Source organism: Dinoroseobacter sp. S124A (assembly GCF_049801015.1).
In the GTDB taxonomy this organism is placed as follows: domain Bacteria; phylum Pseudomonadota; class Alphaproteobacteria; order Rhodobacterales; family Rhodobacteraceae; genus Dinoroseobacter.
In genome coordinates this window covers 43,103-68,853 of record NZ_JBNAGD010000006.1, presented here as the reverse complement: position 1 = coordinate 68,853, position 25,751 = coordinate 43,103, and the positions used below count along the sequence as shown (strand labels likewise).

The 25,751-nt window shown below is 67.9% G+C and carries 24 protein-coding genes and 1 riboswitch; of the genes, 10 read left to right on the top strand and 14 right to left on the bottom strand.

The features are described from left to right. The first annotated feature begins 51 nt into the window (after window positions 1–51). Window positions 52–2,007 (top strand): lytic transglycosylase domain-containing protein, encoded by a 1,956-nt coding sequence (locus tag ACP15I_RS15690; protein WP_424975806.1) that lies wholly within the window; start codon window positions 52–54, stop codon window positions 2,005–2,007. On the opposite strand, the gene ACP15I_RS15685 is transcribed toward ACP15I_RS15690, so the two are convergent. Both ACP15I_RS15685 and mnmD read right to left on the bottom strand, forming a co-directional pair. Next, complete coding sequence (locus ACP15I_RS15685; RefSeq protein WP_424967039.1) at window positions 2,004–2,903, bottom strand: DMT family transporter; 900 nt, start codon at window positions 2,901–2,903, stop codon at window positions 2,004–2,006. The two genes, ACP15I_RS15690 and ACP15I_RS15685, sit on opposite strands and share 4 nt — an antisense overlap. Further along, complete coding sequence (gene mnmD, locus ACP15I_RS15680) at window positions 2,900–3,568, bottom strand: tRNA (5-methylaminomethyl-2-thiouridine)(34)-methyltransferase MnmD (RefSeq protein ID WP_424975805.1); 669 nt, start codon at window positions 3,566–3,568, stop codon at window positions 2,900–2,902. The genes ACP15I_RS15685 and mnmD overlap by 4 nt, the downstream gene beginning before the upstream one ends. Before the next feature lie 66 nt (window positions 3,569–3,634). Between mnmD and ACP15I_RS15675 the strand changes: the two genes are divergently transcribed. Both ACP15I_RS15675 and ACP15I_RS15670 read left to right on the top strand, forming a co-directional pair. Further along, window positions 3,635–4,696: an NAD(P)/FAD-dependent oxidoreductase gene (locus ACP15I_RS15675; RefSeq protein WP_424975804.1), complete on the top strand. Its 1,062-nt coding sequence runs from the start codon at window positions 3,635–3,637 to the stop codon at window positions 4,694–4,696. Further along, window positions 4,693–5,424, top strand: a complete 732-nt coding sequence (locus ACP15I_RS15670) for a TSUP family transporter (protein ID WP_424975803.1) — start codon at window positions 4,693–4,695, stop codon at window positions 5,422–5,424. The genes ACP15I_RS15675 and ACP15I_RS15670 overlap by 4 nt, the downstream gene beginning before the upstream one ends. On the opposite strand, the gene ACP15I_RS15665 is transcribed toward ACP15I_RS15670, so the two are convergent. Continuing rightward, a complete protein-coding gene (locus tag ACP15I_RS15665; protein WP_424967035.1) occupies window positions 5,411–5,953 on the bottom strand; it encodes an NADPH-dependent FMN reductase in 543 nt (180 codons plus the stop codon). The two genes, ACP15I_RS15670 and ACP15I_RS15665, sit on opposite strands and share 14 nt — an antisense overlap. A 458-nt stretch (window positions 5,954–6,411) precedes the next feature. Between ACP15I_RS15665 and ACP15I_RS15660 the strand changes: the two genes are divergently transcribed. The 4 genes from ACP15I_RS15660 (at window position 6,412) to cobO (ending at window position 8,657) form a co-directional block, all read left to right on the top strand. Continuing rightward, a complete protein-coding gene (locus tag ACP15I_RS15660) occupies window positions 6,412–6,882 on the top strand; it encodes a hypothetical protein (protein ID WP_424975802.1) in 471 nt (156 codons plus the stop codon). 83 nt (window positions 6,883–6,965) lie between these two features. Next, a complete protein-coding gene (locus ACP15I_RS15655) occupies window positions 6,966–7,322 on the top strand; it encodes a CidA/LrgA family protein (protein WP_424967033.1) in 357 nt (118 codons plus the stop codon). Beyond that, on the top strand, window positions 7,315–8,031 hold the full coding sequence (locus tag ACP15I_RS15650; RefSeq protein ID WP_424967032.1) for an LrgB family protein: 717 nt from the start codon (window positions 7,315–7,317) through the stop codon (window positions 8,029–8,031). The genes ACP15I_RS15655 and ACP15I_RS15650 overlap by 8 nt, the downstream gene beginning before the upstream one ends. 11 nt (window positions 8,032–8,042) lie before the next feature. Beyond that, a complete protein-coding gene (gene cobO / locus ACP15I_RS15645) occupies window positions 8,043–8,657 on the top strand; it encodes a cob(I)yrinic acid a,c-diamide adenosyltransferase (RefSeq protein WP_424975801.1) in 615 nt (204 codons plus the stop codon). Window positions 8,658–8,740: 83 nt separating this feature from the next. Here cobO and cobN read toward each other — a convergent pair whose 3' ends face one another. The 5 genes from cobN to ACP15I_RS15620 form a co-directional block, all read right to left on the bottom strand. Next, on the bottom strand, window positions 8,741–12,469 hold the full coding sequence (gene cobN / locus ACP15I_RS15640; RefSeq protein WP_424975800.1) for a cobaltochelatase subunit CobN: 3,729 nt from the start codon (window positions 12,467–12,469) through the stop codon (window positions 8,741–8,743). 69 nt (window positions 12,470–12,538) lie between these two features. Further along, window positions 12,539–13,021 carry a hypothetical protein gene (locus ACP15I_RS15635; protein WP_424975799.1) on the bottom strand — a complete coding sequence of 161 codons (483 nt, stop codon included), beginning with the start codon at window positions 13,019–13,021 and terminating at the stop codon, window positions 12,539–12,541. 157 nt (window positions 13,022–13,178) lie between these two features. Further along, window positions 13,179–13,637 carry a GNAT family N-acetyltransferase gene (locus tag ACP15I_RS15630; RefSeq protein WP_424975798.1) on the bottom strand — a complete coding sequence of 153 codons (459 nt, stop codon included), beginning with the start codon at window positions 13,635–13,637 and terminating at the stop codon, window positions 13,179–13,181. Further along, window positions 13,634–14,728: a cobalamin biosynthesis protein CobW gene (gene cobW, locus ACP15I_RS15625; protein ID WP_424967027.1), complete on the bottom strand. Its 1,095-nt coding sequence runs from the start codon at window positions 14,726–14,728 to the stop codon at window positions 13,634–13,636. Before cobW ends, ACP15I_RS15630 begins: the two co-directional genes overlap by 4 nt. Before the next feature lie 133 nt (window positions 14,729–14,861). After that, window positions 14,862–15,548: an energy-coupling factor ABC transporter permease gene (locus ACP15I_RS15620; RefSeq protein ID WP_424967026.1), complete on the bottom strand. Its 687-nt coding sequence runs from the start codon at window positions 15,546–15,548 to the stop codon at window positions 14,862–14,864. A gap of 35 nt (window positions 15,549–15,583) precedes the next feature. Then, a riboswitch (cobalamin riboswitch) is annotated at window positions 15,584–15,807 on the bottom strand. Window positions 15,808–15,995: 188 nt separating this feature from the next. Here ACP15I_RS15620 and smc point away from each other — a divergent pair. Further along, the gene (gene smc, locus ACP15I_RS15615; RefSeq protein ID WP_424975797.1) at window positions 15,996–19,448 is read left to right on the top strand and encodes a chromosome segregation protein SMC; all 3,453 of its coding nucleotides are present in this window, start codon (window positions 15,996–15,998) and stop codon (window positions 19,446–19,448) included. Between the two features lie 41 nt (window positions 19,449–19,489). On the opposite strand, the gene ACP15I_RS15610 is transcribed toward smc, so the two are convergent. Both ACP15I_RS15610 and ACP15I_RS15605 read right to left on the bottom strand, forming a co-directional pair. Then, window positions 19,490–20,164 carry a hypothetical protein gene (locus ACP15I_RS15610; RefSeq protein WP_424975796.1) on the bottom strand — a complete coding sequence of 225 codons (675 nt, stop codon included), beginning with the start codon at window positions 20,162–20,164 and terminating at the stop codon, window positions 19,490–19,492. Between the two features lie 160 nt (window positions 20,165–20,324). Further along, on the bottom strand, window positions 20,325–21,035 hold the full coding sequence (locus ACP15I_RS15605; RefSeq protein WP_424975795.1) for a class I SAM-dependent methyltransferase: 711 nt from the start codon (window positions 21,033–21,035) through the stop codon (window positions 20,325–20,327). 168 nt (window positions 21,036–21,203) lie between these two features. On the opposite strand from ACP15I_RS15605, the gene ACP15I_RS15600 reads away from it, so the two are divergent. Further along, window positions 21,204–21,554 (top strand): hypothetical protein, encoded by a 351-nt coding sequence (locus tag ACP15I_RS15600; RefSeq protein ID WP_424975794.1) that lies wholly within the window; start codon window positions 21,204–21,206, stop codon window positions 21,552–21,554. Here ACP15I_RS15600 and ACP15I_RS15595 read toward each other — a convergent pair. The 4 genes from ACP15I_RS15595 to ACP15I_RS15580 form a co-directional block, all read right to left on the bottom strand. After that, the gene (locus ACP15I_RS15595; RefSeq protein ID WP_424975793.1) at window positions 21,551–22,720 is read right to left on the bottom strand and encodes a lytic murein transglycosylase; all 1,170 of its coding nucleotides are present in this window, start codon (window positions 22,718–22,720) and stop codon (window positions 21,551–21,553) included. The two genes, ACP15I_RS15600 and ACP15I_RS15595, sit on opposite strands and share 4 nt — an antisense overlap. 97 nt (window positions 22,721–22,817) lie before the next feature. Next, complete coding sequence (gene cbiB, locus ACP15I_RS15590) at window positions 22,818–23,729, bottom strand: adenosylcobinamide-phosphate synthase CbiB (RefSeq protein ID WP_424975792.1); 912 nt, start codon at window positions 23,727–23,729, stop codon at window positions 22,818–22,820. Further along, on the bottom strand, window positions 23,726–24,694 hold the full coding sequence (locus tag ACP15I_RS15585) for a threonine-phosphate decarboxylase (protein ID WP_424975791.1): 969 nt from the start codon (window positions 24,692–24,694) through the stop codon (window positions 23,726–23,728). Before ACP15I_RS15585 ends, cbiB begins: the two co-directional genes overlap by 4 nt. Further along, window positions 24,691–25,083: a DUF1636 family protein gene (locus ACP15I_RS15580; RefSeq protein WP_424975790.1), complete on the bottom strand. Its 393-nt coding sequence runs from the start codon at window positions 25,081–25,083 to the stop codon at window positions 24,691–24,693. Before ACP15I_RS15580 ends, ACP15I_RS15585 begins: the two co-directional genes overlap by 4 nt. Before the next feature lie 388 nt (window positions 25,084–25,471). Here ACP15I_RS15580 and ACP15I_RS15575 point away from each other — a divergent pair, with 388 nt between their 5' ends. Continuing rightward, window positions 25,472–25,723, top strand: a complete 252-nt coding sequence (locus ACP15I_RS15575; RefSeq protein ID WP_424967017.1) for a hypothetical protein — start codon at window positions 25,472–25,474, stop codon at window positions 25,721–25,723. The last annotated feature ends 28 nt before the right edge of the window (window positions 25,724–25,751 follow it).

Sequence of the window (25,751 nt, the reverse complement as noted above, 5' to 3'; positions counted from 1 at the left end):
ACACCCTAGATGACCCCTAACACCAATAAACACGAGCAGGCGAGGCGCGAGATGAACAGGATCGGCAGAGCTTTGGGGCAGATGGCGCTGGCAGCGGCGCTGGTGATGGCGCCGGCAATGATGCCCGCGGCGGCGAAGGCGGATCTTGCGGGCGCGTTGCAGGCCGCCCGGGGCAGCGATTGGGACCGGGTCGCGCGCGAGGCGGGGCGGATCACCGATCCGGCGGCCCGGGACGTGGTGGTCTGGACCCTGTTGCGCGCGCGGCAGGGCAGCTGGTCGCAGTATCGCGATTTCCTCGACCGGAACGCGGATTGGCCGGGCCTGCCGCTCTTGCGGGCGCGGGGGGAGCCGAAGATCCCCGAAAACGCGAACCCGGCGGATGTCCGCGCCTATTTCGCCGCTCAGGCCCCGCGCACGGGCACGGGCGCGCGCCGTCTGGCCGCCGCGCAGCGCGCCGCCGGACAGAGCACCGCCGCCGCCGAGACCCTGGCCACCGCCTGGCGCGATCTCAACCTCGATGCCGAGGAGCAGGCGATCTTTCGGCGCGCGCACCGCGCTGACATTGCCTCGGCCCATGTGGCACGGCTCGACAGGCTCCTCTGGGCCGGACGGACCCGGGATGCGAGCGCGATGCTCGATCTCGTGCCCGCCGATTGGCGCAGGCTGGCCGAGGCGCGGATCGCGCTGCGGCTGGATCAGAACGGTGTGGATGGGTTGATCGCGGCGGTGCCCGCCGCGCTCAGCGGGGATCCGGGGCTCGCCTATGAGCGATTTCTGTGGCGGGTGCGCAAGGGGCGCACAGACTCCGCCCGCACCCTGATGATGGAGCGGTCGAGCTCGGCAGACGCGCTGGGTCGGCCCGAGGAGTGGGGCAATCGCCGCCGCTCGCTGGCCCGGGACCTGATGCGCGATGATCGCGATCGCGAGGCGTACCGGCTTGCCGCGAACCACCATCTGAGCGAGGGGCGGCATTACTCGGATCTGGAATGGCTGTCGGGCTTCATTGCCTTGCGTAAGCTGAACGATCCCGAGACCGCCCTGCGCCATTTCCGGGCCTTCCGCGCCTCGGTGGCTTCGCCGATTTCGCTCGGCCGGGCGGGGTATTGGGAAGGTCGCGCGTTGGAGGCCATGGGCCAGCGCGAGGCCGCGCGTTCGGCCTATGGCTTCGGGGCGCAGCACCAGACCGCCTTTTACGGCCAACTGGCTGCCGAGCGGGCGGGGATCGCCCCTGATCCGGCGTTGGCCGGGCGCGAGAATTACCCGGACTGGTCCGCGACGCCCTATGCCCGCACCTCGGTCTATCTGGCCGCGCGGGCACTGCAACGGGCAGGCGAGCGCGGGCTGGCCGAGCGGTTCCTCGTGCATCTGAGCGAACGCCTGACACTGGAAGAACAGGGCGCGCTGGCGGATGTGGCCCTGGGCTGGGACGAGCCGCATATCGCGCTGATGATCGCGAAATACGCGGCCCGCAGCGGGGGCGTGCTGCACCGGGCCTATCACCCGGTGACATCGCTGGTGCCGGGCGCGCTGCCGGTGAACCGGGCGCTGGCCCTGGCCATTGCCCGCCGCGAGAGCGAGTTCGACCCGGTCGTGGTCAGCCCCGTGGGCGCGCGCGGGCTCATGCAGCTCATGCCGAGCACCGGACAGTCTATGGCGCAGAAGCTGGGCGAGCCCTTTTCGGTCTCACGCCTGCTGAGCGATCCGGCGCAGAATGTGCGCTTTGGCTCGAGCTATCTCTTGCAGCTGATCGACGAGTTCGGACCGAACCTCACGCTGATCTCCATCGGCTACAATGCCGGGCCGGGGCGCTCGCGCAGCTGGACGGACCGGTTCGGCACGCCCAAGGGGCTGGGCGAGGACGCGATGGTGGACTGGATCGAGCATGTGCCCTTCCGGGAGACGCGCAATTACATCATGCGCGTCACGGAAAGCCGGATCATCTACGGCATGCGGCTGGCTGGCGAGGCACAACCCTTCCGCGTGATCGACCGGTTGACCGCGCGCTAGTCGCCGGTCTGGCGGGCGCGGGCCTCGCGCGCGGCCGCGACCTGCGCCCGCCAGAGGGTGAAGATCCCGGCCCCGACCACGAGGGCCGCGCCGAGGGCCACGTTCAGCCGGATCTCTTCGCCGAAGACGCTGACGCCCAGCATGGCGCCCCAGACCAGCTGCAGATAGGCGAAGGGCTGGACCGAGCTCGCCTCGGCCACCTCGTAGCATTTGATCAGCAGGAAATGCCCGCCCGCCCCGGTGATGCAGAGCGCGATCATCCAGGCCCAATCGCTGGGGATCATCGGCTCCCAGCCCCAGATGCCCACGCCCGTGATCGCCAGTGCGCCGACGGTGCCGGTCCAGAAAAAGCTCGTCTCGGCACTGTCCTTGCGCGCGGCATAGCGGGTCAGCAGGCCGTAGAGCGCAAAGAGAAACGCCGCGAGCAGGGGGACGAGGGCTTCGACCTGAAACACCCCGAAGCCCGGCTGCAGGATGATCAGGACGCCGACAAAGCCCACGCCGATCGCGACCCAGCGCCGCCAGCCCACCCGCTCGCCCAGCACCGGACCCGAGAGGGCCGCGATGAGCAGCGGGTAGCAGGTGAAGACCGCGTGGCTCTCGACCAGCCCGAGCAGGACAAACCCCGCCACCATGATGCAGATCTCGGTTACCAGCAGCACCGCGCGGAACCCCTGCAGCACGGGTTGTTCGGTGGCCGCGGCCGCGCGGACCCCGCCCGCCTGACGCGCGGCGATGGTGATGACGAAGGCGGCAAAGAACCAGTAACGGATCATCACCACCATCAGCACGTTATACTCGCCCGCCAAGTGGCGCGAGATCCCGTCCTGCAGGGCAAAGACAATCGTCGTGGCGACCATCAGCCAGATGCCCAGCCGCGTATTTGTGCCGGTCATGGCAGGCGTCCCACGCTCATATGCCGCTTGCGGCCAAAGCCGGGGATGCGGGTGACCTCGAACCCTGCCGCGGCCAGGGCCCGGCGGACATGCCCCGCCGCCGTATAGGTGGCGAAGCTGCCGCCCGGTGCGGTATGGCGCGCGACCTGAGCCATCAGGTCCGGATCCCAAAGCTCGGGGTTCTTGGCGGGCGAGAACCCGTCGAGACACCAGGCATCGGCCCGTCCTTCCCATTTGGGCAGGGTCTCGCGGGCATCCCCGAGGACCAGCTCGAACCTCAGGTCCGCAGCCTCGAAGGTGGTCGCCCCGCCCTCCAGCGCGGAGAGGACATCCTCCAGCACCTCGGTCACCCCGGGAAAGGCGCTCAGCGCCGCGCGCATCTCGGGCACCGGCATTGGAAAGGCCTCAAAGCTGGTGAACCGCAGGGGCCCGGCCCCTTTGAGCGCGCCCCACGCCATGCGCATCACCGCCAGCGTCAGCCCGGTGCCAAAGCCCAGCTCGGCCACGGCAAAGCCCGGGCGGAACCGCGCGGGCAGCGCATTGCCCGCCACGAAGACATGGCGGGTCTCGGCCAGCCCGTCCGCCTTGGAATAATAGGGGTCGTCGAAACGCACCGAGACCGGCACGCCATCCGTCCACGCCACGTCTGCCTGCTGGCTTTGCATCCCGTCCTGCCTTACATCTCGGGGCCGGATCGCGGCCCGGCGCGACAATGGGCAAGGAGGGCGAGTTTGGCAATTGCGGATGTGACCGTTCTCGGGGCCGGGATCTTTGGGCTTTCGGCGGCCTATGCCTGTGCCCGGCGCGGGGCGCGGGTGCGCGTGATCGAGGCTGCGCGGATCGGTGCGGGATCCTCGGGCGGCGTGGTCGGCGCGCTGGCCCCGCACACGCCGGAAAACTGGAATGCCAAGAAGCAGGTGCAATTCGACAGCCTGATGCGGGCCGAGGCCTGGTGGACCGAGATTGCCGCCGCCACGGGGATGGATCCGGGCTATGCGCGGCTGGGCCGGGTGCAGCCGCTGGCCGATGACCGGGCGCGGGCTCTGGCCGAGGCGCGCGCGGTGCAGGCCGAAACCCTCTGGCAGGGGCGCGCGGCGTGGCGGATCCGGCCGGTTTCGTACTTCCCGGGCTGGGCGCCAGACAGCCCCACGGGGCAGATCATCCACGACACGCTCACGGCACGGCTCCACCCGGCCAAGGCCTGTGCGGCCATGGCCGAGGCCCTGCGCCAGATGGGGGCGGAGATCCTGATCGGCGACCACGCCCCGCGCGGCAAGGTCATCGAGGCGACCGGCGCCGCAGGGTTGGCCGAGCTGAGTACGGCGCTGGGCGCGGTGGTCGGCAATGCGGTCAAGGGGCAGGCGGCCGTGCTCGGCCATGACGCGCGGGATCTGCCGCAGCTCTTTGTCGAGGGGCTCCATGTCGTGCCCCATAAGGACGGGACCACAGCCGTCGGGTCCACCTCGGAGCGGGAGTTCGACGCGCCTGCGCGCACCGATGCCCTGCTGGAGGATGTGATTGCCCGGGCCCGGGCCGCCGTCCCGGCACTGGCCGAGGCGCCGGTGCTGGCGCGCTGGGCCGGGCTGCGCCCCCGGGCCAAGTCGCGCGCGCCCATGCTTGGCGCACATCCCTTGCGTCCCGACCACGTGATCCTCAATGGCGGGTTCAAGATCGGCTTCGGCATGGCCCCGGAACTGGCCGAGATGGTCGCGGATCTGGTGCTGGAGGGCCGCGACCGTATCCCCGACGCGTTTCGCCCCGAGGTCAGCCTGCCCCGCGCGCCCGCGCCATGACCCTGCTGGGCTATGGGCCTGAGGTGCTGGGCTTTGCCTTTGCTGCCGTGTTCTGCGGCACGCTTTTGCAGCGGCTCGCGGGGCAGGGGTTCGGGATGCTTGCGGCCCCGCTCATCGCCATGGTCGCGCCCGAGGTCCTGCCCGCCGCGCTCCTGTTTCTCGGGATCGCCGTGGGCGCGGGGGCCGTGTCCGTCGATCGCACGCAGCTGCGCCGGTCAGAGTTGCTGCCCGGCTTTGCCGGGCGCACGCTGGGCGCGGTGCTGGCGGCGCTGATCGCGGCGCGCCTCGCGGATCCCGAGGCGCTGGCCGCGCTGGTCGCTCTGGTGGTGTATCTGGGGATCGCGCTGTCCCTGATCGGTGTCCGCGTGCCGATCATCGCGCCGACGCTGTTCGGCGCGGGCACTCTGGCGGGGATCATGGGGACGCTGACGGCGGTGGGGGCGCCGCCCATGGCGCTGCTCTACCAACATGAAACCCAAGCCCGTTCGGCGGCCATGCAGAACGCGTTCTTCGCCTTTGGCATGGTGGTGAGCGTCGCGGCGCTGGGCTGGCAGGGGTTGCTCAGCCTGCGCGCGCTGGGCTTTTCCGCGCTGCTGCTGCCGGCGGTGCCGCTCGCTCTCTGGCTGGCGCGCCCGCTATCGGCGCGGGTGGCGCGTCACGCCATCCGCCCCTGGGCGCTGGGTCTCGCGGGGCTGGCCGCGACGACCCTGCTGATCAGGCTGCTGTAGCCGCGGCGCGCAGCTTGGCCATCAGGGTGTCGAGGATCTCCTGATAGCTTTCACCCTTCAGTCGGCCTTCCTCGTCGAACTCGCGGAAGGCCCCGGCGACCAGAACCTCGGGCCCGGGCAGCACATGCGCCTGAAACGGCATCATCGCCAGCCGCAGGGCATAGACCCCGCGCGCGCCACCGGAGCGCCCGGCGGCGGCGGCCACGATGGCCACGGGTTTGTCCTGCCACGGCTTGCCCTCGACGCGGCTCACCCAGTCGAGCGCGTTTTTCAACACCCCGGTCAGGCTCTGGTTGTATTCCGGTGACGAGATGATCACCGCATCCGCCGCCGCGATCTGATCGGCGAGGGTCTGGACCTCGGCCGGGATGCCCTTGGCCTCGAGATCGCCATCATAGAGCGGCAGGCGCAGGTTCCCTTCGGAGAACTCCGCAGGCCCGAAGCGTTGGGCGGCCTCGCGCACCAGTTTGCTGTTGAAGCTGTCGGCACGGAGCGATCCGGAGATCCCCAGAAGTTTCGGCGTTGTCATCGGCTGTCCTTTCCCTTTGAGCCACAGGTAGCGGCCCGGCGCGCCGAGGCAAAGAGGGGAAACTGCTCGGGAGCGCACGGGCGATGTGCGCGGCGCCTTCGCAAGTGCTTCGATCTGAATTCTTTCAGTTTTACATAGATTTATGTGGGGTCTGAGACGAGATTTCAGCCTGAGGTTACCCGCAGAAAACCGTCACAACCGGGCCGGGTGCCATGCGGGATTTGCCCTGTTGCCGGGCCGATCCGGAAGTCAGGTGCCCCGGCTTTGGGCGGCTTGCGGATTCATTGCGACATTTTTGCCGAACCGGGCCGGGGTTTCGCGGCCAATCGCTGGGCGGCGCCTCGTCCCCTACGACTTTGGTCGTATTTTTGTGTCGCGGGAGGATTGAACCGCGTCACGACCCGATGACGCCCCATCCAGTTTGCTGCGGCCCTGTGCGCCGCCCCTGCGAGGCCCCGATGACTGAGCTTATGACTGCGCTGATGCTGTGGATTTCCGCTAATACCGCCTATGAGACCGCCGGTCTCCCCCTGCCTGAGCTGGTCGAGATGACCCCGGCCGAGCTGACCGCCGAATACTATACGGACGTGCCGCACCTGATCCCGTCCAAGGGGATCGATACGCGGGTGCAGGCCCTCTATTCTCAGCAGGACGGGCCCCATGGCCGGGTCTATGTGCTGGCCGCGCATCTGGTCGAGGGCGCGGATCAGGATGACGATCCCTATTCCAACCCGGCCTTCCGCGAAATGGTCCTGCATGAGCTGATCCACCATGTGCAGTTCCAAACCGGCACCACCGAGACCTATCTTTGCCCGGCGCAAGGGGAGGCCGAGGCCTACGCCGCGGGCGGGCTCTATCTGCGCCAGAGGAACGCGCCGGACCCGTTGCCGAACCGGAATTTCTGGGGCCATGTCTATTCGCGCTGCTGAGCCCCCGGGGCGCGTTTCGCGATTGCGTCCGGGGGGCGGGGCCTTAGTCTGAGCCCACCTGCCCTGACCGAAGGACCCGACCCATGATCCTGCATCTTCTGGTGCTGCTGGTGTTCCAGCTGATCGGCGAGGTCCTGGCCCGAACCCTCGGCCTCTTGGTGCCGGGGCCGGTTCTGGGGCTTGTGCTGCTGCTGGCCTTCTTCCTGATGGTGCCGAAGGTCGCCGAGGCGGTGCGCCCCACGGCGAGCGGGCTGCTGTCGCATCTGTCGCTGCTCTTTGTGCCGGCGGGGGTCGGGGTTGTCGCCCATCTGGATGTGCTGGGCCATGATGGCGGGCCGCTGTTGATCGTGCTGATGGTGTCGACGCTGGTCTCCATCGCGGTGGGGGCGCTGGTGTTCACCGGGGTTGCCCGTCTGGTCGGAGGGGCGGGCGATGACTGATCTCGGCGCGATCTGGGTCTATCTCTCATCCGAGCCGCTCTTGTGGCTGACGGCCACGCTGGCGGCCTATGTGATCGGCGACGCCCTGTTCCGCGCCTCGGGTCGCGCGCCGCTGGTGAACCCGGTGCTGGTGGCGGTGGCGCTGCTGGCGGCGGTGCTGTGGCTGTCGGACACGCCCTACCGGACCTATTTCGAAGGCGCGCAATTCGTGCATTTCATGCTCGGCCCGGCCACGGTGGCCCTCGCCGTGCCGCTCTATTCCAACCTTGCCAAGGTGCGGGCTGCGGCCTTGCCGATGATCGCGGCTCTGCTGGCGGGCTCGCTCACGGCCATGGCGACGGCGGTCGGGCTCGGCTATGCGCTGGGCATCCGGGGTGAGGTTCTGATGTCGCTGGCGCCGAAATCGGCCACGGCCCCCGTGGCGCTGGGCATCTCCGAGGCGATCGGGGGGCTGCCCACGCTGACGGCGGTGCTGGTGATCCTGACCGGGATCATCGGTGCGGTCTTTGCCACGCCGCTGCTGAACCTTCTGCGGATCCGGGACTGGCGCGCGCGCGGCTTTGCCACCGGCGTGGCCGCCCATGGTATCGGCACCGCGCGGGCGTTTCAGGTCAATGAGACCGCCGGGGCTTTCGCCGGGATCGGCATGGGCGTAAACGCAGTGTTGACGGCGGTTCTCGCCCCGCTGCTGGTGGGGCTCTTTTTCTGACGGAGGATGCGATGACAGAGGCAAATGACACGGCGCGCCACAACGCCAAGATGGCCAAGAAGAAGGCCGCGCGCGACAAGATCATGGCGACCAAGACCGACGAGAAGGGCCTGATCATCGTCCATACGGGCAAGGGAAAGGGCAAATCCTCCGCCGCCTTCGGGATGATCTTTCGCTGCATCGCCCATGAGATGCCCTGCGCCGTGGTGCAGTTCATCAAGGGTGGCATGAGCACAGGCGAGCGCGACCTGATCCTGTCACATTTCTCCGACCGCTGCGCCTTTCACACCATGGGTGAGGGCTTCACCTGGGAAACCCAGGACAAGGACCGCGATATTGAGATGGCCCAGGCCGCCTGGGCCAAGGCCAAGGAGCTGATCCGCGATCCGGACAACCGGATGGTGCTGCTGGACGAGATCAACATCGCCCTGCGCTACGACTATCTCGATATCAACGAGGTCGTCGGGTTTCTGCAGGCCGAGAAACCCGAGATGACCCATGTGGTCCTGACCGGTCGCAACGCCAAGGACGAGCTGATCGAGGCCGCGGATCTCGTCACCGAGATGGAGCTTGTCAAACACCCCTTCCGATCCGGCATCAAGGCGCAGATCGGCGTGGAGTTCTGACGCCGCCACGCGCCCCTTCCTGAGGGCGGCGTCCAGCCCCCTCATTGTTCTTCAAATACTCATCTAAGGCTGGCCTGCCGCGCCTACGGGCTCGGAGCGGCGAGATCCCTCAACAGCGCCTTGGCGCGGTTCGAGCGCGGCTGCCAGAGCCCCCGGTCGATGGCCTCGTTCAACCGCTCGGCAATCTCGCGCAATGCATCCGGGTTGGCCTCGGCGATGAAGGCGCGGGTGTCGTCATCCTCCAGCATCGCCGCATGGACCAGATCGAAATGGTGGCTCGCCACCGCCCCCGTCGTGGCCGCAAAGGCAAAGAGGTAATCCACCGTCGCCGCGATCTCGAAGGCGCCCTTGTAGCCATGGCGCTTGACCCCGGCGATCCATTTCGGGTTCACCACGCGGGAGCGGACCACGCGCCCGATCTCCTCCTCCAGGGTGCGGATCACCGGGCGTTCGGGACGGGAATGGTCGTTGTGATAGATCGGCCGTTCCGCGCCCTGCAACGTGGCGACCGCCGCCGCAGCGCCGCCCTCGAACTGGTAGTAATCGTCGCTGTCCAGCAGATCATGCTCGCGGTTGTCCTGGTTCTGAACGATCGCCTCGGCCTGGCTCAGCCGCGCGGTGAAACCCGCGCGATCCGGGGTGCCCTCGTCAGAGGCGCCATAGGCATAGCTCGACCAGGCGATATAGGCCTCCGCCAGATCCGCCTTGTCGGCCCAGAGCCGCTCATCGATCATCGCCTGCAGGCCCGCGCCATAGGCCCCGGGTTTCGAGCCGAACACACGCGCCTGATGGCCCTCGGCCCGGGCGCGGGCGGCGGCGGGGTTCTCGGTCTCGGGCTCGTCCATGGCCATGACCGCCCGGGCTGCAGAATCCACTAACGCGATCTGCTGGGGAAAGGCATCGCGGAAAAACCCCGAGACGCGCAGGGTCACATCCACACGCGGACGCCCCAGCACGGACAGGGGCAGCACCTCGAACCCGGTGACCCGGCGATTGGCACTGTCCCATTGCGGCTTTACCCCCATCAGGGCGAGGCACTGGGCGATGTCATCCCCGCCCGTGCGCATATTCGCCGTGCCCCAGGCCGCCAGCAGCAGGGACCGGGGCCAATCCCCGTGATCCTGCAAATGCTTCTCGATCAACAGGTTTGCCGAAGCCCAGCCCAGCTTCCACGCGGTGGGCGTGGGGATCGCGCGGCTGTCGACACTGAAGAAATTCCGTCCCGTAGGCAGGACATCCATGCGCCCCCGTGTGGGCGCGCCGGAGGGCGCCGGGGCGACGAACCGCCCTGACAGGGCTGTGAGGAGGCCCGATTTCTCCGCCGGCCCACACTCCGCAATGGTCGGCAGGACATGGTCTGCAATCGCCTCGAGAACCGCGCGGCTCGCCGGACCGGGTGCAGCCATGCCGCCCTCGACACACGCCACGGCCAGAGCCTCCAGCCGCTCCACTGTATCGCCATGGCTGCGCCATGGATCAGAAAGAAGACCTGCCAGAAGATCAGGACGCGGCCCCGCCCAAGGCGCCGCCATCTCGCAATCAAGCGGGTCGAAGCCAAGCGCCAGATCCGCTGCAAACGCCCGCAGGAGCGAGGCGTCGCCCTCCTGGCCGTCGCCCCGGGGCAGGCGGGTCAGCGCGATCGCAAGATCGCGCGCAAGATCGCCCTCGGGCGCGGTGCCGAAGACATGCAACCCGTCGCGGATCTGCGCCTCTTTCAACTCGCAAAGATAGGCGTCGAGCTTGGCCAGATCGCCCTCCTCGTCGCCGGTGAACCCCGCATCCTTGTCGAGCCCGGTGACCGAGGTCAGGGACAGGATCTCGCGCCGCAACTCGGTGATCCGCCGCGGATCCACGCCGGCGGCCTCGTAGAACTCATCCACCAGCGCTTCGAGATCGCGCAGCGGCCCATAGGTTTCGGCCCGGGTCAGGGGCGGGGTGAGATGATCGATGATCACCGCCTGCGCGCGACGCTTGGCCTGGGTCCCTTCCCCGGGGTCGTTGACGATGAAGGGATAAATATGGGGCAGGGGGCCGAACACCACCTCTGGAAAGCAGGTCTCTGACAGGGCGATGGATTTCCCGGGCAACCATTCGAGATTGCCATGCTTGCCCATATGCACCAGCGCATGCGCCCCATGGACATGCCGCAGCCAGAAATAGAAGGCGAGATAGTTATGCGGCGGCACGAGGTCCGGCGCGTGATAGGTCTCGGTCGGGTCGATGTTATAGCCCCGCGCGGGCTGGATCCCCACCACCACATGTCCATAGCTCAGGATCGACAGGGCGAAGGCACCGCTTGGGGCCGCGTCGGAATTGAGTATTTGCGGAACAATGAAGAAGGGATCGTCTTCCGGGGCGCCCCAGCGACTCTCGATCTGGTCCCGCACGACGAAGGGCAGGGCGCGGTAATGGGCGAGATAGGTCTCCAGCGGCAGATGCACGCCGCCCTCTCGCTCGGCCCGGTCGGTCAGCCAGTTGGTCGGGCCTTTGCGGATTGCCGCCATCAGGGCGGCACTGTCCCGGGGCGCGTCGCGCACGTCATAGCCTTCGGCGGCCAGCGCGGTCAGCATCCGCGCGGTGGCCTCGGGCGTGTCCAGCCCCACGCCATTGGCGAGCCGTCCGTCCTTGTTGGGGTAGTTCGCGAGGATCAGTGCGGTGCGCCGGTCGCCCACCGGCATGCGCCGGAGTGTGGCCCAATTCGCCGCAAGATCCGCCACAAAGGCGATCCGGTCGCCCTGGGCCTGATAGGTGGCGATAGCGCATTCTGTTGCATCATCATAAAACGCCTCCCCCTTGAAGCTGACCGCACGGGTCAGGACGCGACCATCCACCTCGGGCAGGGCCACGTTCATGGCGATGTCCCGTGCCGAGAGGCCGGTGGTGCCCTCGTCCCAAGCGGCTTCGCTGCTGCCCGCGAGGACCACCTGAAACACAGGCGCCTCGCGCGTCTCTGCCATGGTCAGCGGGTTGGCGCCGGCCTTGCCCGTCCCGTCTGGGGTGCCCACGGCAAAGCTCGTACAGTTCAGGATCACATCCGGCGGTGCTTGCCGGAAAAGCCCCTGAAGGGTCGCGACCGAGACCGGATCCTTGAGGGAGGCGACGAAGATCGGCAGCGGGTTCAGCCCCTTGCGCGCCAGTGCCCGGACCAGCCGGTTGATCGGGTGCAGCCCGGCCCCCTGCACCAGTGCGCGGTAGAAGATGAGCGGTACAACCGGCGCGTCTGCGCGCCACTGCGCTTGCACGGTCGCCAGATCGCTGAGCCCGGCACCGGGCCAATAGACCCCGGCCCGCAGGAGCGGGGCGGCCGCCGGCGGCTCGGGCCGTTCGGGATCCAGCAGATGCTGCGCATAGGCGAGGAAATTCGCGGCATTCTCTGGCCCGCCCTCGACCAGATAGGACCAGAGCGCGTCATACTCGGCCCCGCGCAGGGTCGACAGCTCTCGCAGGGCGTCGTCGGGCTTGTCATCCCCGGGCAGCAGGATCACGTGGCCGCCCGCCGCCGCGACCCGGGCGGCGTATTGCTCGGCCCCGTAGCGCCAATAGCCCAGCCCGCCCAGAACGCGCGCGATCACCAGCCGGGCCCGGGACGCGCAGTCATCGATATGGAGATCCACGGACATCGGGTGGCGCAGATGCATCATGCTCGCCAGCCGCAGGCTGGGCGGCGCGGCCATCTCGGCGCGGGCCGCGCTCAGGGCTGCCAGTTCCGTATCGGCGGCGGAGATGAACACCAGATCGCCGGGCGTCTGGCTCAGATCCACAGGCTCCTGCCCGTCATCGATGCTGCCGGGTGTCGCGGCCAGAAGATGCATGTTGCGCCCCGTTTCTCCAAGTGCAGCGGCGGGTCTATCAAGCCTGCCGCAGCCCGGCAATGGCGGGCGCTAGCGCTTGGGAAAAATCGGCGGGCCCTTCAGGACTGGGTCGCTCAACCGGTGGGGCGCGCGATGCAATTCCCGCTCATAGAGCACCAACTCATCGCTCCCCAGCTCTTCGGAACTGGCGATATACTGGTTGCGGCGCAGGGCTTCGGCCTGGATCGGGTGCATCCGATCCACCCAGGCGCGGATCACGCGCAGGCGCAGGCTGCGCGCGAGCGTCTCGACCTGCTCGATCAGGATATCCGGCAGGCTGCCGCCGGCCTCGGCGGCGACGAAGCGAAAGGCGCTGACCAGACCGAAACTGCCCATGTTGCGCAGGGCGATACAGCCCAGTCCGACCTCGTCCCGTGCGGCGAGGTAGAAATAGCCGTTCGGCCCCGTCACATCGGACATGTCCGGGCGGGTCCGCGATTTCGGCGGGATCAGCAGCGTTTGCGCCAGAGGGTCAAACGGGGTGGACCGGTAAATCCGGATCTCGCGTGGCATATGTTCATAACTCCGGGCCCGCAGACGGACCCATACCCCTCGACCAAAGTATGACCGGTTGCGGAGGGAAAGGCGAGGATGAAATCCAGCTTTGCGCCGCGACGGCAAGCAAACCCGGGAGAAACTGACTAAAAACCGCGCAGAAAGTTGCGCCGGATCAAGCCCCGAGTGGTTTTTCGTAAAAGCGGCTAAGGGGATCGTCGAGATAATCGCCAAAAGGACCGCGCGTCGCGAATCCCTCACGCTCGTAGAGCGCGCAGGCCGAGGTCAGATCCGGTCCCGTCTCGAGCCGCAAAGCGGGCAGCCCATCCTCGCGGGCAAACCCCTCAAGCGTGCGGAGCAGAGCCGCGCCCGCGCCGAGGCCGCGCGCCTCGGGGGCGACGAACATCGACTTGATCTCGCCATATCCCGCCCGGGTGGCCAGCGCCGCGCATCCGATCGCCGTGTCGTCCGCGAAGGCCAGCACGAAGCGGATCGCCGGATCGTCCAGATCCTCGGGGGCCATGCTGTAATTCACCTCAGCCGGGTACCGGTCGGCCATCATTGCCGCGCTGGCCCCGAGAAGCGCGCGCGCCTCAGGGCCGAGCGGGTCAGCGCGTCGGACGGTGACGGTCATGCACGCAGGGCCGCGTCGATGGCGGCCTGGTCGAGCCCCGCCTGGCCGATCACCACCAGCCGGGTCTCGCGCGGCTCCGACGCGCCGAGCGGGCGGTCGAAATAGGTGTCGATCCGGGGGCCAACGGCCTGCAGGGTCAGGCGCATGGGCTTGCCGGCCACGGCGGCGAACCCCTTGAGGCGCAGGATATCGTGATCCTCGATCACCCGGGTGACATGGGCCGCGAACCCCTCCGGGTCGGTGATCTCGGGCAAGGTCACCACGAAGGAGGTGAAAGCATCATGGTCGTGATCATGATGGTGGTGATGGTCATGGTCGTGAGGATGGTCGTCATCATGGTGGTGATGGTCGTCCTCGTGATGATGGTGGTGATGGACCTCGCCGCGCGCGTCCAGATCCGCCTCGGCCCCGATGCCCTGCCCCAGCAGGACATCCACCGGCAGCGCGCCTTGCGTCGCGCTGACCACCTGCACGCCAGCGCGGGCTTCGGATTTCAGCCTGCCGGTCAGGGCCTCGGCCTCTGCCGGGCTCAGCAGGTCGGACTTGTTCACCACCAGCATGTCGGCGCAGGCCACCTGATCCTCGAACAGCTCCGAGAGCGGGGTCTCATGGTCGAGATTCTCGTCCAGCTTGCGCTGGGCATCCACCGCGTCGACGGAATGGGCGAAACGGCCCTCGGTCACCGCCTTGCCATCGACCACCGTCACCACGCCATCCACGGTCACCTTGGTCGAGATCCCCGGCCAGTTGAACGCCCGGACCAGCGGTTGCGGCAGGGCCAGCCCCGAGGTTTCGATCACGATGTGATCGGGTGGCGTGTCGCGGGCCAGCAGGGCCTCCATGGTCGGGATGAAGTCATCGGCCACGGTGCAGCAGATGCAGCCATTGCTGAGCTCCATGATGTCATCCTCGGTGCAGGTCTCGTCCCCGCAGCCCTTGAGGATGTCGCCATCGACGCCGAGATCGCCGAACTCGTTGATGATCAGGGCGATCCGCTTGCCCTCGGCATTGGCGAGCATATGGCGGATCAGCGTGGTTTTCCCGGCGCCGAGAAAGCCGGTGACGACAGTGGCAGGAATTTTGGCGGGCATGGGTGGCTCCGATCAGGGGATGCGCGACCGGGGCATCGCCCGGCCGGGATAAGGTCGCGGGGCTCTGGCCCTTTGCCGCGACCCGGAACGTGGTATTGCCCGGGTCATGCGGCGCGGGCCAGAGCGGCGTTTGTCAGGCCGTCTGCGGGTGAAAGAGCCGCGGTGTGACCAGCGCGCTCTGGCGGCCCGAGCGGTTCAGGGTCTTGGCAGCCCAGAGGATCGCCAGATCGGCCACCGGTTCGATGATCAGAACCAGCATATAGGCCGCGCCAAAGCTGACCACGGCGGCCAGGTTCTCGGCCCCGACCCCCGAGCCATAGATCGCCCAGAACGCCACCCAGGCGACCACGCCGCCCTGATAGGCTGCCGACAGCTTCAGCGCCTGGGCGTAGCTGAGGTCTACATAGGCCGTATCCGGCGCGATGATCCGCTTTGCCATCAGGTGAATGCCAAAGAGCGGCACCAGCAGCGTCGTCAGGTTCATCCCGTATTGCGGCAGGTCGATGGGCGCGAAGAGCACGCCCTGCAGCAGCAGACCGAGCGCCAGTCCGATGGCCGCAGGCGCCGTCCCGAGGATCAGCAGAAGCGTCGTGCCGAGGATGAAATGCACCTCCGAGACGCCCACGGCGAAATGGGGCAGAAGCTCGAAGAAGACGAAAACCGCCAGCGTCGCCAGCAGGCTGCGGGCCACCAGCGAAGGCGCGCCGCGCGCCACGAGGCTGTCCCAGATCAGTTTGCCGGAATAGGCCACGGCCCCGGCTGCGGTGGCATAGCTCAGGACAAGTTTGGCGCCGTTCACGACGCCGGGTTCGATATGCATGTTGTATCTCCATACCCTGTCACACCCGACAGGAGGGGGTTGCGGTCTGCATGGCTGGTCTCCTGGCTCACGGGTCGATGGGTATCCCGGCCTTCCCAGAGCAGGGCGCTCCAGTGGCGTGTCGGCATCCCTCTCCGCATACAGTCGCGGGGGCGGCTGAGGCTTGGGCCCTCCGGGTTGGATCGGGCCGTTCCACATTCCCATTTGATCCCCCGGACGCTTGGCGCGGGCACGGGGAACCATGCCCGGCGTTTGTGCGCGCGGGACCCGCGGGCCGTCAAGATCCGAGTTGGGGCGCAGGTGCCGCAGGCGGCACGGGTTATCTTGAAGTCACCGCAATATATCGCGGATTTCGACTTATCCACGACGATATTTGGTGGCGGGATTGACTCATGAGCCGCAGGCCGTGACCCTCGGAGGTTGAAGAATCATGCCCGGAGACCCCCGATGCGGTTCAACCGACTGCGCCTGAATGGCTTCAAGAGCTTCGTGGACCCGACCGATCTGATCATCGGCGACGGGCTGACCGGCGTGGTCGGACCGAACGGATGTGGCAAGTCGAACCTGCTCGAGGCGTTGCGCTGGGTGATGGGGGAGAACCGGCCGACTGCCATGCGGGGCGGCGGCATGGAGGATGTGATCTTTGCCGGGGCGGCCAGCCGCCCGGCCCGCAACTTCGCCGAAGTGGCGTTGATCATGGACAATTCCGACCGCCGCGCCCCGGCGGGGTTCAACGATACGGACCAGCTCGAAATCATCCGCCGGATCACCCGGGATGTGGGCTCGGCCTACAAGACCAACGGCAAGGATGTGCGGGCGCGCGACGTGCAGATGCTCTTTGCCGATGCCTCCACCGGGGCGCACTCCCCGGCGCTGGTGCGGCAGGGCCAGATCTCGGAGCTGATCAATGCCAAGCCCAAGGCGCGGCGGCGGATCCTCGAAGAGGCTGCCGGGATCTCGGGGCTCTACCAGCGGCGTCACGAGGCCGAGCTCAAGCTCAAGGGCGCCGAGGCCAATCTCGACCGGGTCGATGACGTGTTGGAGGCGCTGGCCGCGCAGCTCTCGACCCTCGCGCGGCAGGCCAAGCAGGCGGCCCGCTACCGTGAAATCGGCACGCAGCTGCGGCAGGCCGAGGGGCTTCTGCTCTATCGGCGCTGGCGCGAGGCCGATGAGGCCCGGCTGGTCGCGGTGCAGGCACTGACCGCCCGCACCACCGAGGCGGGGGCGGCCGAAACCGCCGCCCGGCAGGCGGCGCAGGCCCGGGTCAAGGCAGACGAGGCGCTGCCCCCCCTGCGCGAGGAAGAGGCGATTGCGGGCGCGGTGGTCCAGCGGCTCCATGTGCAGCGCGACACTCTGGCCGATCAGGAAACCCGGGCGCGCGACGCGATCGAGACCCTGACCGGGCGGATCACCACCCTTGAGGCCGACATCGCCCGCGAAGAAGGGCTGAACAAGGATGCGGGCGAGACCATCGACAAGCTCGAATGGGAGCAGGGCCAGATCGCCAAGGCCGCCGAGGGCCATGACGAAAAGCTCGCCGAGGCGGCAGAGGCCGCGCGCGCGGCGGGCGAGGTTCTGACTGACCGCGAGACGACCCAATCGGAGATGACCGAGGATGTGGCGCGGCTCGCGGCTCGGCACCAGTCGACCCAGCGCCTCTTGCAGGAGGCAACGCGGACCGAGGCCCGCGCGCAGGAACAGGCCGCCAAGGCCGATACCGCCCTGTCCGAGGCGCAGAGCGGTTTGACCCAGGCCGAGGCGCGATTTGCCGAGGCCGGAACGGCCCAGACCGCCGCACAGGCCGAGACCGAGGCCGCCGAGGCCGCCCTGACCGAGGCCGAGGCTAAGCGCAGCGACATTCAGGGGCAGGAGGCGGATGCCCGCGCGGCCCGCTCCGAGGCCGAGGGCGAGGCGACGGCCCTCCGGGCCGAGGTCGGCGCGCTGGAAAAGCTTGTGGCGCGCGACCGGGCCGAGGGTGGGCAGGTGCTGGATGCGGTGACCGCCGCGCCGGGCTTCGAAGCTGCACTCGGGGCCGCGCTGGCCGATGATCTGAAAGCGCCTCAGGTCGATGGGGACCGCTCGGGCTGGCATTTGCTGCCGGGCTATGACAGTGCCGCATCCCTGCCCGAAGGGGCCACTCCGCTTGGGTCCCATGTGACCGTGCCGGGGGTTCTGGCGCGTCGGATGGCGCAGGTCGGGCTGGTGGACCGGGCCGATGGTGCGCGCTTGCAGGCCGCCTTGCGGCCCGGCCAGCGGCTTGTGTCGCGCGAAGGCGATCTCTGGCGCTGGGACGGGTTGGCCGCCCGGGCCGAGGACGCGCCCTCGGCCGCCGCCGCCCGGCTGCAGCAGATCAACCGGCTCTCGGCGCTCAAGGCGGATCTTGAGCAGGCCGAGGCGCAGGCATCCACCGCGCGGGCCAGTCACGAGGCGTTGCAGGCCGAATTGCGCGCCGCTGCCGAAGCCGACCGGCTCGCCCGGGACGCGCGCAAGAGCGCCGAGCGGGCATTGGGGGATGCGAGCCGCGCCCTGAGCCGGGCCGAGGCGGACAAGAACATCATGGCGGGCAAGCTCGAGACGCTCTCGGGCTCGGTCGCGCGCTACCGCGACGAGGTGCTGGAGGCGCGCAAGGCCCTGTCCGAGGCCCAGACCGCCCAGGCCGGGCTCGGCGACCTGGAGGCCGCACGCGCTCAGGTCGAGGCGATCCGTGTCACGGTGGATGCGGCGCGCATGACCATGCTCGCCAAACGCTCCGCCCATGATGAGCTGCGCCGCGAGGGCGAGGCCCGCACCCGGCGCAGTCAGGAAATCACCCAGCAGATCAGCGGCTGGCGGCACCGGCTCGAGACGGCGGAGGCGCATAAGACCGAGCTCGAAGGGCGGCTCGCGGAGAACCGCGCCGAGCTGAAGACCGCCACCGCCGCGCCCGGCGAGATTGCGTCCAAGCGTGATGCGCTGGCCCATGAGATCTCGCGCGCCGAGGCCCGCAAGGCGGCCGCTGCCGACGCCCTCAGCACCGCCGAGGGGGCCGCGCGCAAGGCTGAGCAGGCAGAGCGGGATGCCGAGCGCGCCGCGTCCGAGGCGCGGGAGGCCCGGGCGGCCTCCGAGGCGCGCGCCGAGGCGGCTGCCGAGACCGTGGCGCTTGCCGCCGACCGGATCCAGGAAGCGCTGGAGGTCACGCCCCAGCAGCTGCTCGACACGCTGAAGGTCGACGCGGACGGTATGCCCGCCGCCGAGGCCATCGAGGCCGAGGTCAACCGCCTCAAGCGCCAGCGTGATGCCATGGGGGCCGTGAACCTGCGCGCCGAGGAAGACGCCAAGGCCGTGGACGAGGAATACCAGACCCTGACCACCGAGAAAGGCGATCTGGAGGGCGCAATCGGCAAGCTGCGCACCGGTATCTCAAGCCTGAACAAGGAGGGCCGCGAGCGGCTGTTGACGGCATTCGAACAGGTGAACGAGAACTTCTCGATGCTCTTCACCCATCTCTTTGGCGGCGGCGAGGCCAAGCTGGTGCTGGTCGAATCCGATGACCCGCTCGAGGCCGGGCTCGAGATCATGTGCCAGCCTCCGGGCAAGCGGTTGAGCACCCTGAGCCTGCTGTCGGGGGGCGAGCAGACGCTCACCGCGCTGGCGCTGATCTTTGCGGTGTTCCTTGCGAACCCGGCCCCGATCTGCGTGCTCGACGAGGTGGATGCGCCGCTTGACGATGCGAACGTGACCCGTTTCTGCGACCTGCTCGACGAGATGACCCGCCGCACGGAGACCCGGTTCCTGATCATCACCCACCACGCGGTGACAATGGCGCGGATGGACCGGCTGTTCGGGGTGACCATGGGCGAACAAGGGGTCAGCCAGCTGGTCTCGGTGGATCTGCGCAAGGCGGAGACACTGGTCGCATAGCAGATGCGCGTCGGCGTCAGCCCGGGCTTGAATTCTGCCGGTCAGTTTGGCCGGTAGTCCGGTTCAGAGCACGGAAGATAGGCACCGCTGTTTGGACCTGTCACGTGATAGGGTTTGCACTCGAACGCATGGTTCAGTTTCACGGCCGCGCCGGGTTTGTCCGGAAACACACCAGAGATGTCGTAGGCGAAGCTGCTTTGCGGATCATAGGCACCATGCGGCCAAGTCTTGTAGGCCGCGATGTAGATCCGGTGATAATAGGCGGCCTTGCTGGGCGCGCGCGCCGGTTCCGTAAAGAAGTGCCGCCACGCTCCGGAGACATGGTCGGACAGGCCGTCTCCAAATTCGGAATTGGGGCGGGCGTTATGGGCGTTCACCCAGATCTCCGCCAATTGCGCAGACTGGCTGGGGGTCATCCTCTCGAGGCCGACATAACACCTCCCCGATTGGTAGAGCACGGATACGGCGGAATCCGGTGCTGAAACATCAATGCGCGTTGCTGTTCCTCCGAATCTCGAGGCAACCGGGTATTGGGAGACGGTGAACCCGGCGCGTTGAAAGTTTTTGAGGACGCGCTCTTTGTTGAGGGGCTCAGAACACGCCCTGACCGCCTTTTGTGCAACCGCAAAGCTTTGTGGGTCCGCGGGGACGGAGCTGATGAATGTGGGGTCGACCGGGGGGACCGTGCATCCGATCACGGTGAGAAAGGCGATCAAGGATCGCGCTGCGCGCCATCGCATCCTGCACTCCAATCAAAACAAATAGGCACCCAAAGATGGTCTTTGGGTACCACGCCCGTGTGGTTGCAATCGATGTGACGTAAGCGCTTGTGTCCACTTTGGGAGCTGTCAGCCGGGTTGTGGCTGGAGGAGGTCTTTAACGGGCCCGCAGGCTGGCCCAGAAAAACCTTCCCTGATGCTCGAGATGTTCGACCCCCCATCCTGACAGAGCGGCGAGTTCCTCGAGCTCGTGGGGTTCGGGGTGGAACCAGCCGAACTCGGGCCCGGTCTCGCCCTCATAGGAAAGGCGGAGTTTCAGCTCACCGCGCCGTCGGCCTGCGGCGAGGTTGCGCTCTTGATAGGCGACGTGCGTTGGGTTTTCGGTCCCTTTGACGTTGAGCCCCGTCAGCAGGAGCTGTCCGCCCGCGCCGCAGATTCCGTGCAGGATGCGCAGCAGGGTGACGCTGCCATCGAAGGTCCCTCCGATTCCGACATTATTGCCAAAAAGCGTGATCTGCGCGGGTCTGAGCGGAAGCTCTGGCAGGGGGTCGGACAGCACATCGACCGCGTTGACCCCGGTCAGCCCCTGTGCCCGGCACACCGCCACAGCCCCCTCCGAGCTGTCCAGCCCGACGGCCTCATGCCCCTCTGCGGCCAGCCATCTCAGGTGGCGCCCCGCGCCGCAGCCCACATCCAGGGTCGGCCCGGAGATGCGCCGCAGGGCGGGGACCTCGAATTCGAAGGGCGCGTCCTGAAAATAGAGGCCGGGGCTGTGCTCATCCGTCCATCCGTCATCCCGCAGCACCTTGAGCGGGATGTCGGTTTGCCCGTTGTAATACCCCAGAAGGGCCTTGCCAAAAATGTCCATGGCGGAACGCTACCGGGGCGTCGGGCAGGGGACAACACGCGACCGGGATGGACCGGACCGTTTGCGGGAGGCCGCTTTCTGCTGCGGCCATGTCAGCGCCTGACTGAAATGTGACGGGGGAAATCGCGGAGACCGGGCTACCATTGCGGCACATAACCCGGAGATCCCATGCGATACCTGACACTCGGATTGATACTTCTCGCCCTGCCCGCCGCAGCGCAGGACTGGGCCGTGCGCGACGGCGACAAGTCCCTCGCACAGGCCGCCCTGACCGAGCGGCTCGTGGGGCAGCAGATCCAGTTCTACGATAACGGGATTTCGCGGTTCGAGACCGACGGGCGCTACTCTTATACCTATGATCAGGGCGGAACGGCCTATGGCCAGTTCGAGATCGCCGAGGACGGGCTGGTCTGTATCGACTTCATCAACGGGTTCTCCCGTTGCGACCGCTATGTCGAGAATGGCGAGCGATTCATTCTGCTGACCACGGACGGGCTGCGCTTTCCGATCCGTCCCTAGAGCTTGGACAGAAGCGCCTGCGTGGGCCAGGCATCTGCCGGCAGGCCCAGACGCGCCTGCTCGGCCTGCACGGCGGCGCGGGTGCGGGCCCCGAGAATGCCGTCGATCTTGCCTACGTCGTAGCCTTTGGCCTGCAACCGGGTCTGGAGCTGTTTCATCTGCGCATCATTGAGGCCGGGCTCGGGGCTACCGGCGTCAAAGACCGGCGCGCCGGAGAGGCGCGTGGCGAAGTAAGCCGCCGTGGTCACATAGACGAAGCTCTGGTTCCATTCGAAGAAGACGTCGAAATTCGGATAGGCGAGGAAGGCCGGGCCCTTGCGCCCCTGGGGCAGGATCAGCGCAGCCTTGAGCCCGCTCTGGATCTCGCCCCAGCGCGGGGTGACGCCCATGCGGGCCCAGTCGCGTCCGGACTTGCGATGCGTCAGGCCCGTTTCCGCCCAGTTGAGGTCGCTGGGCACCGAGACCTCCTGCAGCCAGGGCTCGCCCTTGCGCCAGCCGAGGCCGCTCAGCATGTTCGCCCCGCTCAGCAGTGCATCGGGCGCCGAAGTCTTGAGATAGACATGCCCGTCGCCATCGCCGTCGATCCCCTTGGTGAGGATGTCCTCGGGCAGCATCTGAACCATCCCGATCTCGCCCGCCCAGGCGCCGGTGGTGCGCGCCGGATCGAAATCGCCCGCCTCGTAGAGCTCCAGCGCGGCAAAGACCTGCGGGCGAAACAGCTCGGGACGGCGGCAGTCATGGGCGAGGGTGACCAGCGAGTTCAGCGTGTTGAAATCGCCCTGCACCGCGCCGTAATCGGTCTCCAGCGCCCAGAGGGCCAGAAGCACCCCGCGGGGCACACCGAACCGCGCCTCGGCCTGATCGAACACCGCGTCGAAGCGCTGGGCGTTGCGGCGGCCATTATCCATGCGGTTCTGGCTGATCACCCGGCGGGCAAACTCGGTGAAGGGCATCTTGAACACGCCCTGGGCCCGGTCCGCGCGCAGGGTGCGTTTGTCCTGGGCGGCGGTGCGAAAGAAGGCGTCAACGGTGGATTTGCTGTGACCCTTGGCCTGCGCCTCCGCCTTGAGCCCGGCGACGAAGCTCGAAAAGCTGCCCCCGCATTGGGCGGCGGCGGTCCCGGTCAGTGCGAGCGAGATCAGGATCGGCAGGATGGCTTTACGCATGGGGCTCCCCTCAGGCTGGTCGCGGCGACGGTAGCAGGCTCGTCCCCGACCGCAAGCGCCCAGGGGTTAACGTGGGGGGGCATGGGGGCACCGTGGGTCAGACGACGGCGAGGATCGCGACCAGTGCCAGCGTCAGGCCCCAGGCCCGCCAGAGCGCGCGGCAGGCACCCTCGATGGTGTCGGGGCCGGGGGTGCGGCTGCCCTCGGGATGGACGAAGGGGAACTCCCGCATTGCGCCGTCATAGCTGCGGGGGCCGGCCAGTGCCGTACCAAGCGCCACGGCCATCGCCGCCTCGGGCCAGCCCGCATTGGGGGAGCGGTGCAGTGGCGCGTCCCGGGCGATCAGCGGCCAGTCCTGCGGGCGCCCGGCGGCCACGAGGATGACCAGCGCGCTGAGCCGCGCGGGCACCCAGTTCAGCAGGTCGTCAAACCGCGCCGCAGCCCAGCCAAAGGCCTCATGGCGCGGGGTGCGGTAGCCGATCATGCTGTCGGCGGTGTTGGTGATCTTGTAAAGCATCAGCCCCGGCAGCCCGCCGATCAGGAACCAGAAGGCCGGGGCCAGCACCCCGTCCGAGAAGTTCTCGGCCCCGGATTCGATGGCCGCCCGCGCCACGCCGGGGGCGTCGAGCGTCGCGGTGTCCCGCCCCACGATCATCGCCACTGCGGCGCGGCCCTGGGGCAGGCCCGCCTGCAATCCCGTGGCCACGGCGCGCACATGCTCCACAAGGCTGCGATGGGCGAGCAGGATCGCGGCGAGCAGGGCCTCGACCACCCAGCCGAGACTGGCCAGTGCCACCCCGAGCGCCACAGCACCCAGGCCCAGCGTGACCATCACCAGCACCCCGCGGAACCGCCCGTCCTTGCCGGTATTGAGCCGTGCATCCGCCCCGCCGATGAGCCGGCCCATCAAAACCGCCGGATGGGGCAGGCGCGACCAGAGCCAATCGGGCTCACCAAAGGCCGCATCGAGCAGCAGCGCCACCAGCAGGATCGCGGCATGCTCGGTCATGACAGGGCGCGCTCCAGCCGGGCCCAGTCCTCCGCGCGCCCGGGCAGGCCAAGGCGCAGCCATGTGGTGGAATAGGGGAAGCGGCGGGTCAGGATGTGATGGCTGGCGAGATGTCCCTGAGCGTCTTCTGCCGAGCGGGTGTCATAGAGCCGAAACAGCGGCGTGCCCCCGAGACAGCGCCAGCCCGCACCGGTCGCCATGGCGTCGAGCCGCGTGGCATCCCGCGCCAGCCGCGCGCGGGTCTCCTCGGCCCAGTCTAGATCCCGCAGGGCCGTTGTGCCGATCCGCAGGGCCGGGCCTGACACCGCCCAGGGCCCGATCCGCTCGCGCAGCGGGGCCAGGGTCTCGGGGTGCCCGATGGCGAAGCCCAGCCGCAGACCGGCCAGTCCCCAGAATTTGCCAAAACTCTTGAGCACCAGGGGCCCGGGCCGCACGGCCCGGGCGATCAGGCTCGCCTCGGGGGCGACGTCGCAGAAGCTTTCATCGATCACAGTCAGCGCGTCATCCGCGGGGATCTCATCCCCGCGCCACTGCCGCCCGTCGGGATTGTTTGGATGGACAAGAACCCGCGCGCCAAGGCCCGGTTGATCCAGACTGCCCGCCACCAGATCCCAACCATGGGCGGCAAAGGCGGCCCCGTGTTCGTTATAGGTGGGCGCGGGGATCGCGACACGGCCCCGTGGTCTGAGCCCCGGCAGGCTCGCGATCAGAGCCGAGGCCCCGGGCGCGGGCAGGATGTCGACCCCCTCAGGCACCTGCCAGAACGCCCGGGCCGCCGCGCAAAGCGCGTCAAAGGCGGGCTGATCGGGCAGGGCGGTCCAGTCCGACGCGGTGAATGTGCCCACCGGATAGGGCACCGGGTTGATCCCGGTCGAGAGGTCGATCCAGGCCTCACGCGCGCCGCCCCAGAGGGTCCGCGCGGCCTCGATCCCGCCGCCATGGTCGCGGGGCGGGCTCTGGCTCATGGGGTCTGGTCCTCAGCCTCTTGCGTCGGCAGGGGCAGGTGGCGGGTCACGAAATGCCCCTTCACCCCCTGCGGCCAGGTCCGGTAGGGCACCTGCCCGGTTTCGGACACCGCATGGAGGGCGGCATAGGCCACGATGGCCTCCGCCGCCTCGGCCCCGGCCTCGAAATCTCCCAGCGTGTAGGAGAGCTTACCAGCCCCCTGGATCGTCACGTTGCAGCCGGATTTGCAGCCCATCAGGCAGGAGTGCCGCCTTGTGCGCACATCCGACGCCCCGGTGGCTGCGGCCTCGATCAGCGCGGCGAGCACCTCGCCATCGGTGGTCTCGGCACCGCGATCCTCCCAATCGGCGCGTTTGCAGGTGTCGCAAATGGTGATCCAGCTTGTCATGGCACGTCCTCGATGGGTGGCGATTGCGCGTTCCCCGTCATGTCCCGCATTTCGCGGCAAGGTTCAATCGGCGATGCGCGTTTGCCCGTCGGGCGTCCTGGACCGGTGCAGACTTGAGCAGCGCTCTATCCTGAGCGGACATGATGAGTGAAAAATTGCCGATCCCGTCAAAATTTGAAGAACGGGTCAAAAAGTATTACCGATCTGCCGGGCTTATGGGCTAGCTTGCCGGCAGAGCGAGTCCGGCGGCTTGGCCGTCCAGAATCGCCAAGGGGGTAAAATGCGCGTTTTGATCGTCCATGGCCAGGCGGGTCTCGCCGGTATTTGGGCTTCACATCTCAAGCGCGGCGGAGCACGTGTCGACTGTGTGTCGGCACAGGAAGATGCCGTGCGCCACCTGAGCGAACATCCTGTGGATGTGGTGCTTCTGTCACTGACCCTGACCGAGGGCAGTGCCTTGGCGATTGCCGATTATGCCAGCTACCGCCGTCCCGAGACGCAGGTGATCTTCGTGAACAACTCGCAGTTCTTCAGCGATGGATCGATCTTTAACCATGTCTCGAATGCCCGGGCGATGATGCCCGAAGACACTCCGCCCGAAGACCTGACGGCGATGGTGGAGCATTACGCCACCCACTGAAACCCTGCTGATGTCCGCCCGCAGGCGC

Excerpts from the sequence above, each read along its gene's own strand:
- ACP15I_RS15650 (WP_424967032.1), top strand. The coding sequence starts at position 7,315 with ATGACTGATCTCGGCGCGATCTGGGTCTATCTCTCATCCGAGCCGCTC.
- ACP15I_RS15685 (WP_424967039.1), bottom strand. The coding sequence starts at position 2,903 with ATGACCGGCACAAATACGCGGCTGGGCATCTGGCTGATGGTCGCCACG.
- ACP15I_RS15660 (WP_424975802.1), top strand. The coding sequence starts at position 6,412 with ATGACTGAGCTTATGACTGCGCTGATGCTGTGGATTTCCGCTAATACC.
- cobO (WP_424975801.1), top strand. The coding sequence starts at position 8,043 with ATGACAGAGGCAAATGACACGGCGCGCCACAACGCCAAGATGGCCAAG.
- ACP15I_RS15670 (WP_424975803.1), top strand. The coding sequence starts at position 4,693 with ATGACCCTGCTGGGCTATGGGCCTGAGGTGCTGGGCTTTGCCTTTGCT.
- cbiB (WP_424975792.1), bottom strand. The coding sequence starts at position 23,729 with ATGACCGAGCATGCCGCGATCCTGCTGGTGGCGCTGCTGCTCGATGCG.
- ACP15I_RS15655 (WP_424967033.1), top strand. The coding sequence starts at position 6,966 with ATGATCCTGCATCTTCTGGTGCTGCTGGTGTTCCAGCTGATCGGCGAG.
- ACP15I_RS15580 (WP_424975790.1), bottom strand. The coding sequence starts at position 25,083 with ATGACAAGCTGGATCACCATTTGCGACACCTGCAAACGCGCCGATTGG.
- ACP15I_RS15690 (WP_424975806.1), top strand. The coding sequence starts at position 52 with ATGAACAGGATCGGCAGAGCTTTGGGGCAGATGGCGCTGGCAGCGGCG.
- ACP15I_RS15585 (WP_424975791.1), bottom strand. The coding sequence starts at position 24,694 with ATGAGCCAGAGCCCGCCCCGCGACCATGGCGGCGGGATCGAGGCCGCG.
- ACP15I_RS15665 (WP_424967035.1), bottom strand. The coding sequence starts at position 5,953 with ATGACAACGCCGAAACTTCTGGGGATCTCCGGATCGCTCCGTGCCGAC.
- cobW (WP_424967027.1), bottom strand. The coding sequence starts at position 14,728 with ATGCCCGCCAAAATTCCTGCCACTGTCGTCACCGGCTTTCTCGGCGCC.
- ACP15I_RS15635 (WP_424975799.1), bottom strand. The coding sequence starts at position 13,021 with ATGCCACGCGAGATCCGGATTTACCGGTCCACCCCGTTTGACCCTCTG.
- mnmD (WP_424975805.1), bottom strand. The coding sequence starts at position 3,568 with ATGCAAAGCCAGCAGGCAGACGTGGCGTGGACGGATGGCGTGCCGGTC.
- ACP15I_RS15595 (WP_424975793.1), bottom strand. The coding sequence starts at position 22,720 with ATGCGTAAAGCCATCCTGCCGATCCTGATCTCGCTCGCACTGACCGGG.
- smc (WP_424975797.1), top strand. The coding sequence starts at position 15,996 with ATGCGGTTCAACCGACTGCGCCTGAATGGCTTCAAGAGCTTCGTGGAC.
- ACP15I_RS15605 (WP_424975795.1), bottom strand. The coding sequence starts at position 21,035 with ATGGACATTTTTGGCAAGGCCCTTCTGGGGTATTACAACGGGCAAACC.
- cobN (WP_424975800.1), bottom strand. The coding sequence starts at position 12,469 with ATGCATCTTCTGGCCGCGACACCCGGCAGCATCGATGACGGGCAGGAG.
- ACP15I_RS15630 (WP_424975798.1), bottom strand. The coding sequence starts at position 13,637 with ATGACCGTCACCGTCCGACGCGCTGACCCGCTCGGCCCTGAGGCGCGC.
- ACP15I_RS15600 (WP_424975794.1), top strand. The coding sequence starts at position 21,204 with ATGCGATACCTGACACTCGGATTGATACTTCTCGCCCTGCCCGCCGCA.
- ACP15I_RS15620 (WP_424967026.1), bottom strand. The coding sequence starts at position 15,548 with ATGCATATCGAACCCGGCGTCGTGAACGGCGCCAAACTTGTCCTGAGC.